Below are 15017 nucleotides of genomic sequence, written 5' to 3' on the forward strand. Positions count from 1 at the left end.
ATTCGGCGTGGGCGCCGGTCATTTCGGCATCCGCAGTACGAAGCCGACGCCGCGAATGGTGTGCAGCAGCCGGGGCGTGCCGTCGGCCTCCAGTTTGCGGCGCAGATAGCCGACGAAGACGTCCACCACATTGGTGTCGGCGGCGAAGTCGTAACCCCACACCAGCTCCAGCAGTCGTTCCCGGCTCAACACCACTCCGGCATTGCGGGCCAGCGTGGACAGCAGTTCGAATTCCCTTTTGGTGAGCTCGATTTCGTTACCGTGCAGCAGGGCGCGATAGCCGGCCACATCGATTTCCAAGGGACCCACGGTGATCGAGCCCGGCGCCGCGGCGGGTGCGGTATCGGTGCGCCGGCGCAGCAGCGCCCGGATCCGCGCCACCAATTCGGCGAGGACGAACGGTTTCACGAGATAGTCGTCCGCCCCGGATTCCAGTCCGGCGATCCGATCGCCGACCGAACTGCGTGCCGAGAGCACACAGATCGGCACTTCGTTGCCCATCGCCCGCAGCGCGGTCACCACGCCGGCGCCGTCGAGCACCGGCATGTTCATATCGAGGACGATCGCGTCGGGCGCCTGTTCGGCCACGCTGCGCAACGCCGCGGCCCCGTCGCGGGCGATGACCACCCGGAATCCGGACAGTCGCAAGCCGCGTTCCACCGAGGACAGCACATCCTCGTCGTCGTCGACCACCAGCACCGTCGGATTCTCGCTGCTCGCCACGGTGTGCAGTGTAATTTGACCGCGCGGCCCCGGGGGTGGCCCGAGGCTCGCGCGAGTTGCCGATCCGGTGGCCGGATCAGTAGTTGTGGCAGGAATCGGCGACTTCCTGGATCGTCGAGCTCAGGCTGGCGGCCCGCGGGTCCTGCTGGGCGCGCTGTGCCTCGTCCGGGTGCTGAGCCAGGTACTGCTGGAATTCGGCGCGGCGCTGTTCCACCGGCTGATCGAATTTGGCCTTCAGCTCGGCCTTCTGGTCCGGGTTGTTGTCCAGGATCGAGGCCAGCTGCGGCGCCTTGTCGTGCAACGCGGCGTCGACCTGGGCGAAGCTGCAGGTCGAATTCAGCAGCGGCGCAACCAGTTCGGTCGGGCCCGCCGATGCGGTGGCGGGGACCAGCAGGGCGGCCCCGGTGGCCAGGCCCGCAGCGGTGAGGGTGGTTGCGGCAAATCCGCGAATGCGCATGATTCTCTCTCCCTGTGCGTCGGCACGTACGTGTCCGGCACGGTATCGCCGGAGTCTGGGGCGTAGGTGAACCGATTCTGAGAAGACTCTGAACCGGCTGCTCACACCGCGCCCCGGTCCGGGTGGCCCGATCAGGAACCGATACTCGAGCCGTTCGTGGTCGCCGCCGGATCGGTTGTGTTCTCGGCCGCCGTGTCGGCGGTCGGATCGGTCCCGGCGAGCAGCTGATCCTCCAGCGCGATCAGCACCGCCGGATCCTCGATGGTGGCCGGCATCTCCCAGTTCTCGCCGGAGGCGATCTGGCGGATGGTGCGGCGCAGGATCTTCCCGGATCGGGTCTTGGGCAAGGCCCGTACCACCGTCACATCGTGCAGCGTCGCAATCGCGCCGATCTGCTCCCGGACGCGGGCGATGATCTCGGCGCGCAACTGCGCCAGCTCGATGTCGACCCCGTTCTTGAGCACCACGTAGGCGATCGGAAGCTGACCCTTCAGTTCGTCGGGAACACCGATCACCGCGGTTTCCGCGACCGCCGAATGTCCCGAGATCGCGCCCTCGATGCCGCCGGCCGAGAGCCGATGCCCGGCCATATTGATCACATCGTCGCTGCGGCCGAGCACGTACAGATAACCGTCCTCGTCGAAATAGCCGGAGTCGCCGGTGAGGTAGTGCCCGGGGTAGGCCGAAAGATAGGAGCGGGCGAAGCGCTCGTCGTCGCGCCACAGGCCGGTCAGTGAGCCGGGCGGCAGCGGCAGGCCGATCACGATGTTGCCCTCCGCGCCCGTCGCCACGGCATCGCCTTCGTAGTCGAGGACGCGCAGCCGATAGCCGGGCACCGGAACCGAGGCCGAGCCGGGTTTGATCGGCAGCTCCTGCAAACCGAGCGGGTTCGCGCACACCGGCCAGCCGGTTTCGGTCTGCCACCAGTGGTCCACGACCGGGCAGTCGGGCAGATCGGCCAGCACCGTCTCCCGGGTCCACTCGTAGGTGGCGGGGTCGAGCCGTTCGCCGGCGCAGAACAGCGCGCGCAGCGAGGACAGATCGTGGCGGCGGGCGAGCGCGGCCTCGGGATCGGCGCGGCGGATCGCGCGCAGTGCGGTGGGGGCGGTGAACATCACGTGCACCCCGTACTGCTCGACCAGCCGCCAGTAGGTGCCGGAGTCCGGCGTACCGATCGGTTTGCCTTCGAACAGGACGGTCGTCGCGCCGACCAGCAGCGGGGCGTAGACGATATAGGAATGGCCGACCACCCAGCCGATATCGGAGGTGGTCAACATCACCTGACCGGGGGAGACGTCGTAGATGTTGCGCATCGACCAGGCCAGCGCCACCGCGTGGCCACCGTTGTCGCGCACCACGCCCTTGGGTTTTCCGGTGGTGCCGGAGGTGTAGAGGATGTACAGCGGATCGGTCGCGGCCACCGGCACCGGATCGGCCGGTTCCGCGTCGCGGACCATGTCCTCCCAGTCCAGCCAGCGGGCCGCGACGGTGGCGGTGGAATCGGGCAGGGTGTCGGTGGCCGGCTGCGGGGCGGCGAACCGGATGGTCGCAAAGCCCTCGCGCTGCTTCACGACCACATTCCGCGGCGCGGTGGTCTGCACCTGGTCGAGCGCCTGCAGCACGATCGGCGGGTACTCGATCCGCTTGTTCGGTTCCAGGCCGCCGGAGGCGGTGACGATCAGAACGGGTTCGGCGTCGTCGATGCGCGCGGCCAGTTCATGGGCGGCGAATCCGCCGAAGACCACCGAATGCACGGCGCCGATCCGCGCGCAGGCCAACATCGCGATCACGGCCTCGGGGATCATCGGCATGTAGATCACGACGCGATCGCCGGTGCGCACCCCGAGCCGGAGCATGGCGCCGGCGAACCGGGCGACCTCCGCCAGCAACTCGGCATAGGTATAGACGGCTGTGGCGCCCGTCATAGCGGAGTCATATATTAATGCGGGCTGGTTCGCGCGACCGCCCGTTTTTTCGGAAATGCCCGTTTCGGTGGCGGTATCGGTATCGTCGTCCGTCGAGGCGGGTTCCGCTGTGAGATCGCGCACATGCCGATCGAGGGCGTTGTAGGAGGTGTTGAGGCGAGCATCGGGAAACCACCGAGCCGTCGGTCGTGCCGTGGTGTCGAGAATCTGTTCGGGCGCAACGTCCCAGCTGATCGCCTCGGCCGCGCTGCGCCAGAAGTCCGACGGGTCGACCAGGCTGGTCTGGTAGGTGGGCCGGTACTCCTGCTTCGCGTTCAACCGTATGACTCCCTGCCTCGCATCGATGCCCGCCTCGATAGATCAGCCTGATTGTGGCAGACTTCACGCGACGTCCGGGCGGCCGCCGCGACCTTTGATTTTGGCTGGAACAGCCAGGTCAACGGCTGGTGGTTGCCAAGAGGTCACACAAGAAGTTATTGATCCGTTAGAATCGCATGTCACCTATTTCGGCCGTCATGGACGCAATTTCTCGGCCAGCCGCAGTTCCCGGCCCGTTCTGCTTATCGAGCCGCGCGTGCGATCGTGGAGGCTCGCCGATGGCGCGTGGCTGGGGCCAGTTTGGAAAGTGAGTTGGAGATGCGTGACGCCGCTAGGCCCGTTGGGAAGCGCTGGGCGCTCGGCAACTGGGACCTGCGCTGGAAGGTTACGGCCGTGCTGGCCGTGCCGCTGCTCGTCGCGGTGGTGCTCGGTGCTTCCAGGATCGCGTCCGAGTTCAGTGACTCGAGTCACCTGGATCAGGCGGTCGAGCACGTCGAGGCGATTCCGGCCGTCACCGGCCTGAGTGGTGCCGCGGCCACCGTCGCCGGTGGCCAGATGGCCGCGATCAGCCCGACACAGTCGCTGGTTCAGGACGCGGACCTGACACGACTGGACGGCGCCATCCAGACCGCGCAGAAGGCCACGGCCAAGCTGGACGGTGTTCCGGGTGCGCGCGATGCGATCGAGCAGATGATCAGGGGCGCCCAGGCGGTGCGCGATCAGGGCACCAAGCCCTCGCCGGTCCTCGCCGACGCGATCGCCCAGGAAGAGGCGATCCGCCAGAACAGCGTCCGCACGGTCGAGGAGATCGTCTCGACCATCTCCGACCCGGGCGTCGACGCGGCGAAGCTGCGCCTGGTCGACTCGCTGAACACCCGCGCGGTGATGGTCCAGGAGATCGCGGCCTCGGCCAAGACCCTGACCGGTGACGCCAAGGGCGGCCTGCACGACTTCCAGGTCGCGGGCAACACCGAGAAGTACATGCTGGACCTGCTGGCCAAGCGTCTGCCCGAGAACGATCCGACGATCGCCGAGCTGAACGGCTTGTTGCAGAACCGGATCGCCATGACCAGCGGCCCGAACGTCGACGTCGGTCAGCTGCCGCTGATGGATATCAAGCAGTCGCTGGTCGACAGCCTGAACGGCTACACCAAGATCGTCGGTTCCTCGACTCAGGACATCACGTCCCGAGTGAACGACCTGGCCGGTAACGCCCGGGCCGGCGCGATCCAGTACGCGGTCATCGTCGTCCTGACGATCCTGGCCGCGCTGATCTTCGCCGTGCTGGTCGCGCGGGCCATGATCGTGCCGCTGCGCAAGCTGCGCCTGGCCGCGCTGCGCGTCGCCGAACACGATCTCGGTTACGAGGTCTCGCGCCTGCGTGACGGCGCCAGCCCCGAGGATGTGCCGCTCGAGCCGATGCCGGTGCACACCGAGGAAGAGGTCGGCCAGCTCGCTCGCGCGGTCGACGACATCCACGGTCAGGCCCTGCGCCTGGCGGCCGACCAGGCGTCCATGCGTACCCAGGTCAACGATATGTTCGAGACCCTGGCGCGGCGGTCGAAGTCGCTGGTCGACCATCAGCTCTCGCTGATCGAGGCGATGGAGTACGACGAGAAGGACCCGCGCCTGCTGGAGAACCTCTTCCGGCTCGACCACCTCGCCGCCCGTATGCGCCGAAACGGCGACAACTTGCTGATTCTGGCCGGTACCCGGCAGCGGCGCAGCAAGTCCGCGCCGGTCGAGATCGCCGACGTGCTGCGTGCCGCGATCTCCGAGGTCGAGGACTACGAGCGCGTGAAGCTGGGCGCCACCCCGCGCGGCGCCATCACCGAACCGGCCGCCTCCGACCTGGCGCACCTGTTCGCCGAGCTGCTCGACAACGCGCTACGCGCCTCGCCGCCGGAGACCGACGTCAAGTTCACCTTCGCCCAGGCCCACGATCAGGGTCTGCTGATCGAGGTCGCCGACCGCGGTATCGGTATGCCGCCCGCCGAGATGGCATCGATCAACCGGCGCCTGGAGACGACCGCCGAGGTCGGTGCGGACACCGCACGCCACATGGGTCTGTTCGTCGTCGGCCGGCTGGCCGAGCGGCACGGCCTCAACGTGCGCCTGCGCCCGACCTTCGACACCGCCCGCGACCCGGGCGTCACCGTCACCGTGCATGTGCCCAAGGCGATCATCGTGGCGCCCTCGGGTGGAACGGTCTCGCTGCCGGACCAGTCCGGTGAGCAGATGTCGGTGCCGACCCAGCGGCCGTCCGCGGCGTCGTCGATGCAGATGCGCGGCGTCACCCGCACTCCGAGCGGCAACATGATGGTCACCGTGGACCCGGGAGTGAGCGGGCCGATCCCGATCACGCCGGCCGCGGATGCCGGAGACGATCGCACCGTGCGCACCAACGGCGCCGCCGCCGCGGCGAACGGTTCGGCCGCGGGTGGACTCCCGCAGCGCCAGCCGGGCGGTGCGGCTCCGGGCGGGCTGCCGCAGCGGCAGCCGGGCGCCAACGGGCCGACCGCGCGTCATCCGCTCGCCGATGCCGAGCCGGGCACGGGCTTGCCGCAGCGCGAGCCGGGTGCCAACGGACCGCAGTCGCCCAAGGCGCAGCCGAACGCGAATCTGCCCCAGCGTGGCGGCGCCGCTCCGGCGCAGCCGACCTCGGGGCTGGCCGCCAATATGCTCAAGCGTCAGCCGGGTGCGGCGGGTCAGCCGCCGCGACCGGGCCGTCCCACCGGACTGCCGCAGCGGCCGCCGGGCGGCGGTAACGGCCTGCCGCCGCGCGAAGGTGGTCTGCCGCAGCGTGATTCGGGCTCGAGCCTGCCGCAGCGGGAGGGTGGTCTGCCGCAGCGCGGCGGGTCCGGCCTGCCGCAGCGTGGGCCTGCCGGTGAGGACCGGCCCGCGGCAAGCCTGCCGGCGCGGGAACTCGGCGCCAACGGCCTGCCGCAGCGGACGCCGGGCACCAACGGTGCCCCGTCGCGCGAGGGTGGCCTGCCGCAGCGGGAGTCCGCGAACGGTGGTCTGCCGCAGCGGGAATCGTCCAACGGCGAGCCGCCGCAGCGCGGTGCCGGAGGCCTGCCGCAGCGGACTCCGGGTTCCAACGGCGCGCCGTCGCGCGAGGGTGCGCCCACCGGTCTGCAGCGCGATGGCGGCAGCGGGCTCCCGCAGCGGGACGCCGGCGCCGGTCTGCCGCAGCGGGACGCCGGCGCCGGTCTGCCGCAGCGGGACGCCGGCGCCGGTCTGCCGCAGCGGGACGCGGGTAGTGGCCTCCCGCAACGGGATTCGGGCAGTGGTCTGCCGCAGCGCGGTGGCGGTCTGCCGCAGCGCGAGGGTATCGGCGGTCTGCCCCAGCGCGATGCCGGTACCGGCCTGCCGCAACGAGAGTCGAATGAGGGTCTGCCGCAGCGTGCCCCGGCCGCGGGCGGCCTGCCACAGCGGCAGCCGGGCGCCGGTCTGCCGCCGCGGCCGGAACCCACCCCGGGCCTGAGCCTGCCCGGACGTCATGCGCCGCAGCGGGACAGCTCCGCCGCGGACGCGAATGCGGAATCCGGTGAAGGTCGCGAACGCGGCCGCCACAGCTACCGGTCGAATCCGCAGAAGACGGCATCGTTCTTCCAGACCCGGCTGCAACCCGCAGCCGACCCCGGTCCGTCGGAAGGGGGAAGTCCGATCTTCGCCGAGATGATGTCGGCGTGGCTCGCGGACCCCAACCCGGACCGGTCCCAAGTCGCCGCCTCCTTCGAATCCCCAGGTGACGAAGGTTGGCAGGCTGCCCGACGAGCGGTGGAAACCTCGTCGGAGAAGCGGACGGCAGCCGGATTGCCGCAGCGTGATCCCGGCAATCGGCTGGTACCCGGTGGTGTCATCGGGCGCGCCGACCGGGCGCCGAGCCGCGACCCAGAGTCGATCAGGTCAAGTCTGAGTCGTCACCAGCAGGGCGTCCGGGATGGCCGCGCAATGGGAGCAATGAACCTAACCGGAGATAAAGGAGACCGATGAACCCCGATCTAGGTGGTACGAACCGTCAGCTGGATTGGCTGGTTTCGAACTTCGCCAACGAGGTCCCGGGCGTCGCTCATGCCGTGCTGGTTTCGGCGGACGGCCTGTTGATGGCCGCGAGCGCTCAATTGCCCGTCGACCGAGCCGAACAGCTGTCCGCCGTGACCGCAGGTTTGGCCAGCCTCTCTGTCGGCGTTTCGAACCTGTTCGAAGGCGGCACGGTACTGCAGTCCGTGGTCGAGATGGAACACGGTTACCTACTGCTCATGGCAGTCGGTGACGGGTCCTATCTGGCCGTGCTGACGAACACGTCCTGCGATATCGGCCAGGTGGGCTACGAGATGGCTCTGCTGGTCGAGCGGGTGGGCCAGACAGTCCAGGCCACACCTCGCGTCACGATGGGTTCCTGATGGTGGGATGGACATAGACAACCAGCACGTGGGGAGCGCCGAGCCCAGCCTCGTCCGTCCGTACTCGCTGACCGCCGGTCGTACGCGGCCGACGGTGGAGTTGGCATTGGAGGCGCTCGTCGCATCGCATCCGGTCGCCCTGGAGCGGCAGTTCGAACTGACCAACATCGAGACGTCAATCGTGGAGTTGTGCAGAGAATCGCCATCTGTCGCGGAACTGGCTGCCCGACTGGGTATTCCGATCGGGGTGGCTCGAGTGCTCGTCGCCGACCTCATCGAGGCGGGACATGTTCGAGTTTCGGCGACTTTGAAAGACGATTCGAGCGACGATGAACGTCGCGAGCTGATCGAAAGGGTTCTCAGTGGACTCCGGCGTATTTGATTCGACGGCCCAGGTCGATACCCGCAACGCCAAGCCGACCTCCGCGAAGATCGTGGTGGCCGGTGGCTTCGGTGTGGGTAAGACGACCTTGGTCGGTGCTGTATCGGAGATCGTTCCGCTGCGCACCGAGGCCTTGGTGACCAACGCCAGTGTGGGCGTTGACAGCCTGACCGCCGTGCCGACGAAGGCCACCACCACGGTGGCCATGGACTTCGGCAGGATCAGCCTCGCCGACGATTTGGTGCTTTATCTGTTCGGCACACCCGGCCAGTACCGCTTCTGGTTCATGTGGGACGACCTGATTCGCGGCGCCATCGGGGCGGTAGTGCTGATCGACACCAGACGGCTGGAGGATTCCTTCGCCGCCGTCGACTACTTCGAGGCTCGTGGGCTGCCGTTCCTGGTGGCCATCAACGAGTTCGACGACGCACCGCGGTACCCCCTGGAGGACATCCGCCAGGCGCTGGCCGTCCCGGCGGACGTGCCGATCATGTCGATCGACGCGCGCCGCCGCGAGCCGGTGAAGCAGGCGCTGGTCTCGGTCACCGAGTACGCGCTGCGCAAAGTGGTTCAGGGTTACTGATACGCCGACGACCGGCCGCACGACGCGGCCGCGTCGGTGCGCGGCGGCACCACGACCGCCGATCGCCCGGTCCGGCGCGGTTACGCTCGGAGCGTGAAGATCTCGGCGCGTGAGTTTTTCGACGGTGTGCTCGATCCCGGTTCGTATCGCAGCTGGGATCGAGAACCGATCGAGGTCGCCACGTCGCCGGCGTATCGCGCGGAACTGACCGCCGCGGGCGAACGCAGCGGCACCGACGAATCGGTGCTGACCGGTGAGGGACGGTTGCGCGGGCGGCGCGTCGCGGTGATCGCGTGTGAATTCGGCTTTCTGGCCGGATCGATCGGCGTGGCGGCCGCCGAGCGCATCGTCACCGCCGTCGAACGCGCCACCGAGCTGGGGCTGCCCCTGCTCGCCTCGCCCACCTCCGGCGGAACGCGGATGCAGGAGGGCACGGTCGCCTTCGTGCAGATGGTGAAGATCGCCGGCGCGGTGGCCGCCCACAAATCGGCCGGCCACCCCTATCTGGTGTATCTGCGCAATCCCACGATGGGCGGCGTATTCGCGTCCTGGGGTTCGCTGGGGCACATGACCTTCGCCGAACCCGGGGCACTGATCGGATTCCTGGGACCCCGGGTCTACGAGGCCCTGTACGACCGGCCGTTTCCGGAAGGCGTGCAGACCGCCGAGAATCTGTATCGCAACGGGGTCATCGACGGGGTCGTGCCGGTCCGGTTCTTCCGCCGGATCGCGCACCGGGTGTTGAATGTGACGACTTCGGTTGCGGGACAGTCTGATTCGCTATCCATTGCTACGTCAGCGCGGGATTTGCCGGTGGTGCCGCCCGGCGACGGCGGCATTGCCGGAGGTTCGGCCGATACCGCTGATTCACCGGACGCCGACCTAACCACTTCGTCGGCCTGGGAGTCGGTGCTGATCTCCCGCGACCCGCGGCGTCCCGGCATCCGGGAGCTGTTGCGGCAGGCGACCGATCGGGTGCCGTTGAGCGGCACCGGCCAAGGCGAATCCGACCGCACCGTCGTGCACGCCCTGGCCCGGCTGCGCGGCGAACCGTGCGTGATCTTCGGCCACGACCGGGCCGGCCAGACCGGCGAGAACACCATGGGCCCGGCCGCATTGCGCGAGGCCCGCCGCAGTATGCACCTGGCCGCCGAACTCCGCCTCCCGCTGGTCCTGGTCATCGATACCGCGGGCGCCGCGCTGTCCCAGGAGGCCGAGGAGCGTGGCCTCGCGCCCGAAATCGCCCGCTGCCTAGCGGATTTGGTCACGCTGGACACGCCGACCGTGTCCGTACTGCTGGGCCAGGGCACCGGCGGAGGGGCATTGGCCCTGCTGCCCGCCGACCGTGTCCTCGCCGCGACGCACGCCTGGCTGGCGCCACTCCCGCCGGAAGGCGCCAGCGCCATCGTCTTTCGCGATACGAACCATGCGCCGGAGCTGGCCGCCGCCCAACGAGTCGGCGCGGCCGACCTGCGCACCGACGGCGTCGTCGACCGCATCGTCCCGGAGTGCCCCGACGCAGCCCACGAACCGATCGACTTCTCCCGCCGCATGGTCGCCGCCGTCGCCGGGGAACTGGCGAGCCTCCGGACCCGACCGACAGCCGATCTGCGCGCCCTTCGCCGCCGCCGCTACCGTCGGCTGGGCGTTCCCGGGTGAGTGTGCGGTTCCGTGCTCCGGCCGCCTCGTCGTGCGGGTCCACCCGTCCCCCCGATTCCGAGGAACGCGACCGCAGTACGCGCACACCGGCATCCACCACGATCGGCTGCGAGTGCGCGTCGCGTACGAGATCGACCTCCACCTCGGACGGGCAACCGAGCGCTGAGGTCCGAGGTTCCGCCTGGTAGGCGCACAGGATCCGAACACGCAGGTGCGCGTCGTTGACGGCTCGGCAAACCGCTTCTACGGTCGGAACGGTGACCTTTCGCAGCGAGAGCAGCACAGTACCGTCGGTGATTCTCAACGACGGCCATCTGATTCCGAGGCTGGGCTTCGGGGTTTTCCAGGTGCCGGAGGGACAGACCTTCGACACGGTGACCGCCGCGCTCGAGGCGGGGTATCGCAGCATCGACACCGCGGCGGCCTACGGGAACGAGGCCGAGGTGGGGCGGGCGATCGCCGAATCGGGGCTGGCGCGCGACGAGGTCTTCATCACCACCAAGCTGTGGAATGCCGACCAGGGGTACGACTCGACCCTGCGCGCGTTCGACGCGAGTATGGAGCGGCTGGGGTTCGAGTATCTCGATCTGTATCTCATCCACTGGCCGGTCGCGAGCGCGGATCGTTACGTGGACACGTTCCGTGCGTTCCAGTCGCTGAAGACGCAGGGCCGCATCGGCTCGATCGGTGTCTCCAATTTCCAGCCGGAACACCTGCGACGAGTGATCGGGGAGACCGGTGAGGTGCCGGCGGTGAACCAGGTGGAGCTGCATCCGGCGCTCGCGCAGAACACGCTGCGTGCCTTCCACGCCGAGCACGGCATCGCCACCGAGGCGTGGAGTCCACTCGGCCAGGGCGCGGAACTGAAGGATCCCACCGTGGGCGCGGTCGCCGAACAGGTCGGCCGCACGCCCGCCCAGGTTCTGATCCGGTGGCACCTGCAGCTGGGCAATATCGTCATTCCGAAGTCGGTGAATCCCGAGCGCATCCGGGAGAACTTCGATGTGTTCACTTTCGAACTCGACGTCGAGCAGATGACCACCCTCAATGCGCTCGACACCGGCAGCCGCGTCGGCCCCGATCCCGACACGTTCGCGATGGGGCTCGACTGACGCGTTGCCGGGCCCCTATCGCAGACCCAGGTAGCTCGTGAGCTCGACCGCTGCGGCGCGCCCTGCCCGATTCGCGCCGATGGTGCTGGCCGACGGCCCGTAACCGATCAAATGGATGCGCGGGTCGGCGGCTACCTGGGTAGCGAGCCGGCCCGCCATCGCGATGCCGCCGCCGGGTCCGCGCAGCCGCAGCGGCGCCAGGTGGTCGAGCGCGCTCCGGAAGCCGGTGGCCCAGAGGATCACGTCGGCGGCCTGAGAGCTGCCGTCGGGCCAGCGCACGCCGTCCGGTTCGATGCGGGCGAACATCGGATGCCAGGTCAGCGCGCCGCGCGCACGGGCGGCGCGAATCCGGTCGTCGACCGGCAGCCCGGTTACCGACACCACCGATCGCGGCGGTAAGCCGCGACGCACCCGGTCCTCGACCATCGCGACCGCCCGGCGGCCCTCGTCGGGACCGAACGGCCCCTCCCGCCAGCGCGGCTCCGTCCGCGACACCCACGTCGTGCCGGTGACCTGGGAAATCTCGTCCAGCAGTTGGACCGCGGAAATTCCCGCGCCGACCACCACGACGTGCTGACCGGCGAACTCCGCCGCGCTGCGGTAGTCATGAGCGTGCAATTGCCGTCCGGCGAAGGTTTCGGCGCCCGGATAGTACGGAATGAACGGTTTTTCCCAGGTGCCGGTCGCATTGATCACTCCGCGCACCCGGAGGGTCCGGTCGCCGGCACCCGGTAACTCGGGCGGTGCGACGACGGAAACCTCTGCGGCCGAGAGGTTTTCGCCGACCACGGTCTCGACGTGCAACAGCCCGTCCACCAACGTCCCCGGACATGTTGCGATGGTTGCCCGATCACATACCACCCGTGCCGACACCGGCCGGCGAACACGCAGGTCGAAACGCTTCTCGTACAGCTCGAAATAGTGCGGCACCGCGGTCGCGGCTGGTACGGAATCCGAGCCGGGCGGCAGAGTTTCGGTGAACGACATCCCCGGCAGGTCGTGCACCCGATTCACGGTGCTCAAAGTCAGTGAGGGCCAGCGGAATTGCCATGCCCCGCCGGGACCGGGGGAGTGGTCGACGATGAGGAAGTCGGTTCCCGGTGTCAATCCGAGCCGCCGCAGGTGATAGCCGACCGACAGTCCGGCCTGGCCGGCGCCGATCACCACAATCTCGAAATCGGGTGCGGTCACCGCCGTCACAGTACGCGTCGGGTGCGCTGCGGTAACTGTCCGCCGCATACAGTGGAGTCGATACCGACCGGCGGGTGCGGTGAGGTGTGCCCCCGGAAGAGAAACCGCGCGAATGGGGAGAGGTCAGATGCTCGCAGTGAGCCGGGATGGTGACGTGGTCACCATCGAATTACAGCGCCCGCAGCGGCGCAACGCCCTCAACAACGAGTTGGTGGCAGCGTTGCGCGAGGCCGTCACGACCGCGGCGGCCGACGCGCGGGTGATCGTGCTGACCGGTCAGGGGCCGATTTTCAGCGCCGGAGCCGATTTGTCCGGCGTCTACTCGTCGGATTTCCTCGACGGACTGCTCGCTCTGTTGCACACCATCGAAACGGTCCCGGTGCCGGTGATCTCCGCCATCAACGGCGGCGCGCTCGGAGCCGGGGTGCAGCTGGCGCTGGCCTCCGACCTGCGGGTGATGAGTCCGGATTCCTATATCGCCATTCCGGCCGCGAAGCTGGGCATCTCGGTGGATCGCTGGACGGTGCGCCGCCTGGTCTCGCTGATCGGTGGCGGCCCGGCGCGGACCGTGCTGATGGGCGCCGAGAGCGTATCCGCTTCCGACGCATACACTTTCGGCTTCGCCAACCGCCTCGGCACGCTGGCCGACGCGCAGGAGTGGGCCAAGTCGATCGCCCAGCTCGCCCCGCTCTCTTTGCGCCACCTCAAGCTGGTGTTCAACGACGACGGCACCCGCGGCGAGGACACCCCCGAGCAGCGCGCCGCCTTGGAGGCCGCCTGGCGCAGCGCCGACGCCGAGGAGGCGCGGCTGGCGCGGGAACAGAAGCGCGCGGCGAAGTTCGTGGGGCGCTGATGGCCGGCACCGAGATCGTCGCGGCCGCCCGCAGAGCGGCCCTGGCCGCGGCCGGGCTGGTCGGATTGCGCTGGGTGGCCCGCGCGGCATGGCGGATTCCCGCCGAAATGGGGGCTTCCGCGGCCGCCATCGCACCGCTGGCGACGCGGTCGGCGAGCTACCGCGACCGGCAGTTCCACAACACCGAACCCAGCAGTCAGATCACGCCCGGATCCGGCGCATCCCTGCTGCTGTCGGCGCTGACCCGGCGCGATGTGGGGCGGCCACCGGCGGAAATCCCGCTGGCGAGCACCGAACATCCGGAGCTGGCGGCAGATCTGGCTGTGACCTGGTTCGGCCACGCCACCGCCCTGATCGAGGTCGACGGCTACCGCATCCTCACCGATCCGGTCTGGAGCGAGCGGGTCTCGCCGTCGCCGCTGATCGGGCCGGCCCGGCTGCATCCGGTCCCGGCGCCGCTGTCCTCGCTGCCGGCGCTGGACGCGGTGGTCATCTCGCACGATCACTACGACCACCTGGATCGCGAGACCGTGCGCGCGCTGGTGGCCGGTCAGGACGCCCCGTTCGTGGTGCCGATCGGGATCGGCGCCCATCTGCGCAAATGGCAGGTGCCGGAGGCCCGCATCATCGAATTGGATTGGAATACGTCCACTTCCATCACCCGCCCCGGACTGGGTGAGCTCACCGTGACCTGCACCGAGGCGCGGCACTTCTCCGGGCGCGGCCTCACCCGCAACACCACGCTCTGGGCGTCGTGGGTGTTCGCGGGGCCGCGGCGGCGTGCCTACTTCGGCGGTGACAGCGGGTACACGAAGGCGTTCGCCGAAATCGGCGCGACGCACGGTCCGTTCGATCTCACGCTGCTGCCGATCGGTGCCTACGACGTGCATTGGCCCGATGTGCACATGAACCCCGAGGAGGCGGTGCGCGCCCACGCCGACGTGTGTGTCGGGGAGGCCGAATACGGCATGTTGGTGCCGATTCACTGGGCCACGTTCAACCTGGCTTTCCACGGCTGGTCCGAGCCGGTCCACAGACTTGTTGCGGCGGCGCGTGCAGCGGGTACCCGGGTAGCGGTGCCGCTTCCCGGCGGGCGGATCGATACCAATGCGGTATCACCGCAGGTCTCCTGGTGGGAGGATGTGCGCTAGAAACGCAGTCGACGAGTGAAGGAGTGGGCTTCATGAGTTTGATGGATACGCTCAAGGGGTTGGTGGGTAAGGGCCGCGACGTGGCCTCGCAGAACGCGGAGAAGGTCCACGGCGCTGTCGACAAGGCCGGTGGTTTCGTCAAAGAGAAGACCGGTGGCAAGTACTCCGATCACATCGACAAGGGCACCGAGGCCATCAAGAAGAACATCCCCCAGCAGGGCGGCAAGACCCCGCCGCCGGCTCCCGAGCCGCCC

13 protein-coding genes are annotated in these 15017 nt (G+C 68.8%); 9 read left to right on the forward strand and 4 right to left on the reverse strand.

Going from position 1 to position 15017, the window contains the following annotated elements:
• Positions 1–18: 18 nt before the first annotated feature.
• The 3 genes from A5780_RS03210 to A5780_RS03220 all read right to left on the reverse strand — a co-directional run bounded on the left by A5780_RS03210 (position 19) and on the right by A5780_RS03220 (position 3423).
• Positions 19–723, reverse strand: coding sequence for a DNA-binding response regulator (locus tag A5780_RS03210; RefSeq protein ID WP_036523064.1), 705 nt, complete (start codon positions 721–723; stop codon positions 19–21).
• Positions 724–799: 76 nt separating this feature from the next.
• Complete coding sequence (locus A5780_RS03215; RefSeq protein ID WP_064907657.1) at positions 800–1180, reverse strand: hemophore-related protein; 381 nt, start codon at positions 1178–1180, stop codon at positions 800–802.
• Positions 1181–1311: 131 nt separating this feature from the next.
• Positions 1312–3423, reverse strand: coding sequence for an AMP-binding protein (locus A5780_RS03220; protein WP_064907658.1), 2112 nt, complete (start codon positions 3421–3423; stop codon positions 1312–1314).
• A gap of 318 nt (positions 3424–3741) precedes the next feature.
• Here A5780_RS03220 and A5780_RS03225 point away from each other — a divergent pair, with 318 nt between their 5' ends.
• The 6 genes from A5780_RS03225 to A5780_RS03250 all read left to right on the forward strand — a co-directional run bounded on the left by A5780_RS03225 (position 3742) and on the right by A5780_RS03250 (position 11568).
• Positions 3742–7422, forward strand: a complete 3681-nt coding sequence (locus A5780_RS03225; protein ID WP_064907669.1) for an ATP-binding protein — start codon at positions 3742–3744, stop codon at positions 7420–7422.
• Complete coding sequence (locus tag A5780_RS03230; protein WP_011207200.1) at positions 7419–7832, forward strand: roadblock/LC7 domain-containing protein; 414 nt, start codon at positions 7419–7421, stop codon at positions 7830–7832. Before A5780_RS03225 ends, A5780_RS03230 begins: the two co-directional genes overlap by 4 nt.
• A 7-nt stretch (positions 7833–7839) precedes the next feature.
• Positions 7840–8214: a DUF742 domain-containing protein gene (locus tag A5780_RS03235; protein ID WP_025347064.1), complete on the forward strand. Its 375-nt coding sequence runs from the start codon at positions 7840–7842 to the stop codon at positions 8212–8214.
• Positions 8195–8797, forward strand: a complete 603-nt coding sequence (locus A5780_RS03240; RefSeq protein ID WP_174553921.1) for an ATP/GTP-binding protein — start codon at positions 8195–8197, stop codon at positions 8795–8797. The genes A5780_RS03235 and A5780_RS03240 overlap by 20 nt, the downstream gene beginning before the upstream one ends.
• A 93-nt stretch (positions 8798–8890) precedes the next feature.
• Positions 8891–10456, forward strand: a complete 1566-nt coding sequence (locus A5780_RS03245; protein WP_064907670.1) for a carboxyl transferase domain-containing protein — start codon at positions 8891–8893, stop codon at positions 10454–10456.
• A 257-nt stretch (positions 10457–10713) separates the two neighbouring features.
• Complete coding sequence (locus tag A5780_RS03250) at positions 10714–11568, forward strand: aldo/keto reductase (RefSeq protein WP_030513297.1); 855 nt, start codon at positions 10714–10716, stop codon at positions 11566–11568.
• Positions 11569–11583: 15 nt separating this feature from the next.
• Here A5780_RS03250 and A5780_RS03255 read toward each other — a convergent pair whose 3' ends face one another.
• Positions 11584–12807, reverse strand: a complete 1224-nt coding sequence (locus A5780_RS03255; protein ID WP_064907659.1) for an NAD(P)-binding domain-containing protein — start codon at positions 12805–12807, stop codon at positions 11584–11586.
• Positions 12808–12886: 79 nt separating this feature from the next.
• Here A5780_RS03255 and A5780_RS03260 point away from each other — a divergent pair, with 79 nt between their 5' ends.
• From A5780_RS03260 to A5780_RS03270, 3 genes are all read left to right on the forward strand, one after another.
• Complete coding sequence (locus tag A5780_RS03260) at positions 12887–13612, forward strand: enoyl-CoA hydratase (RefSeq protein WP_063019353.1); 726 nt, start codon at positions 12887–12889, stop codon at positions 13610–13612.
• Positions 13612–14763 carry an MBL fold metallo-hydrolase gene (locus A5780_RS03265; protein ID WP_063019351.1) on the forward strand — a complete coding sequence of 384 codons (1152 nt, stop codon included), beginning with the start codon at positions 13612–13614 and terminating at the stop codon, positions 14761–14763. The genes A5780_RS03260 and A5780_RS03265 overlap by 1 nt, the downstream gene beginning before the upstream one ends.
• Before the next feature lie 32 nt (positions 14764–14795).
• The coding region (locus A5780_RS03270; RefSeq protein WP_082976256.1) for an antitoxin at positions 14796–15017 on the forward strand (222 nt) is incomplete at its 3' end.

Source organism: Nocardia sp. 852002-20019_SCH5090214 (genome assembly GCF_001665865.1).
GTDB lineage: Bacteria > Actinomycetota > Actinomycetes > Mycobacteriales > Mycobacteriaceae > Nocardia > Nocardia nova.

Excerpts from the sequence above, each read along its gene's own strand:
- A5780_RS03215 (WP_064907657.1), bottom strand. The coding sequence starts at position 1,180 with ATGCGCATTCGCGGATTTGCCGCAACCACCCTCACCGCTGCGGGCCTG.
- A5780_RS03225 (WP_064907669.1), top strand. The coding sequence starts at position 3,742 with ATGCGTGACGCCGCTAGGCCCGTTGGGAAGCGCTGGGCGCTCGGCAAC.
- A5780_RS03230 (WP_011207200.1), top strand. The coding sequence starts at position 7,419 with ATGAACCCCGATCTAGGTGGTACGAACCGTCAGCTGGATTGGCTGGTT.
- A5780_RS03235 (WP_025347064.1), top strand. The coding sequence starts at position 7,840 with ATGGACATAGACAACCAGCACGTGGGGAGCGCCGAGCCCAGCCTCGTC.
- A5780_RS03255 (WP_064907659.1), bottom strand. The coding sequence starts at position 12,807 with ATGCGGCGGACAGTTACCGCAGCGCACCCGACGCGTACTGTGACGGCG.
- A5780_RS03260 (WP_063019353.1), top strand. The coding sequence starts at position 12,887 with ATGCTCGCAGTGAGCCGGGATGGTGACGTGGTCACCATCGAATTACAG.
- A5780_RS03265 (WP_063019351.1), top strand. The coding sequence starts at position 13,612 with ATGGCCGGCACCGAGATCGTCGCGGCCGCCCGCAGAGCGGCCCTGGCC.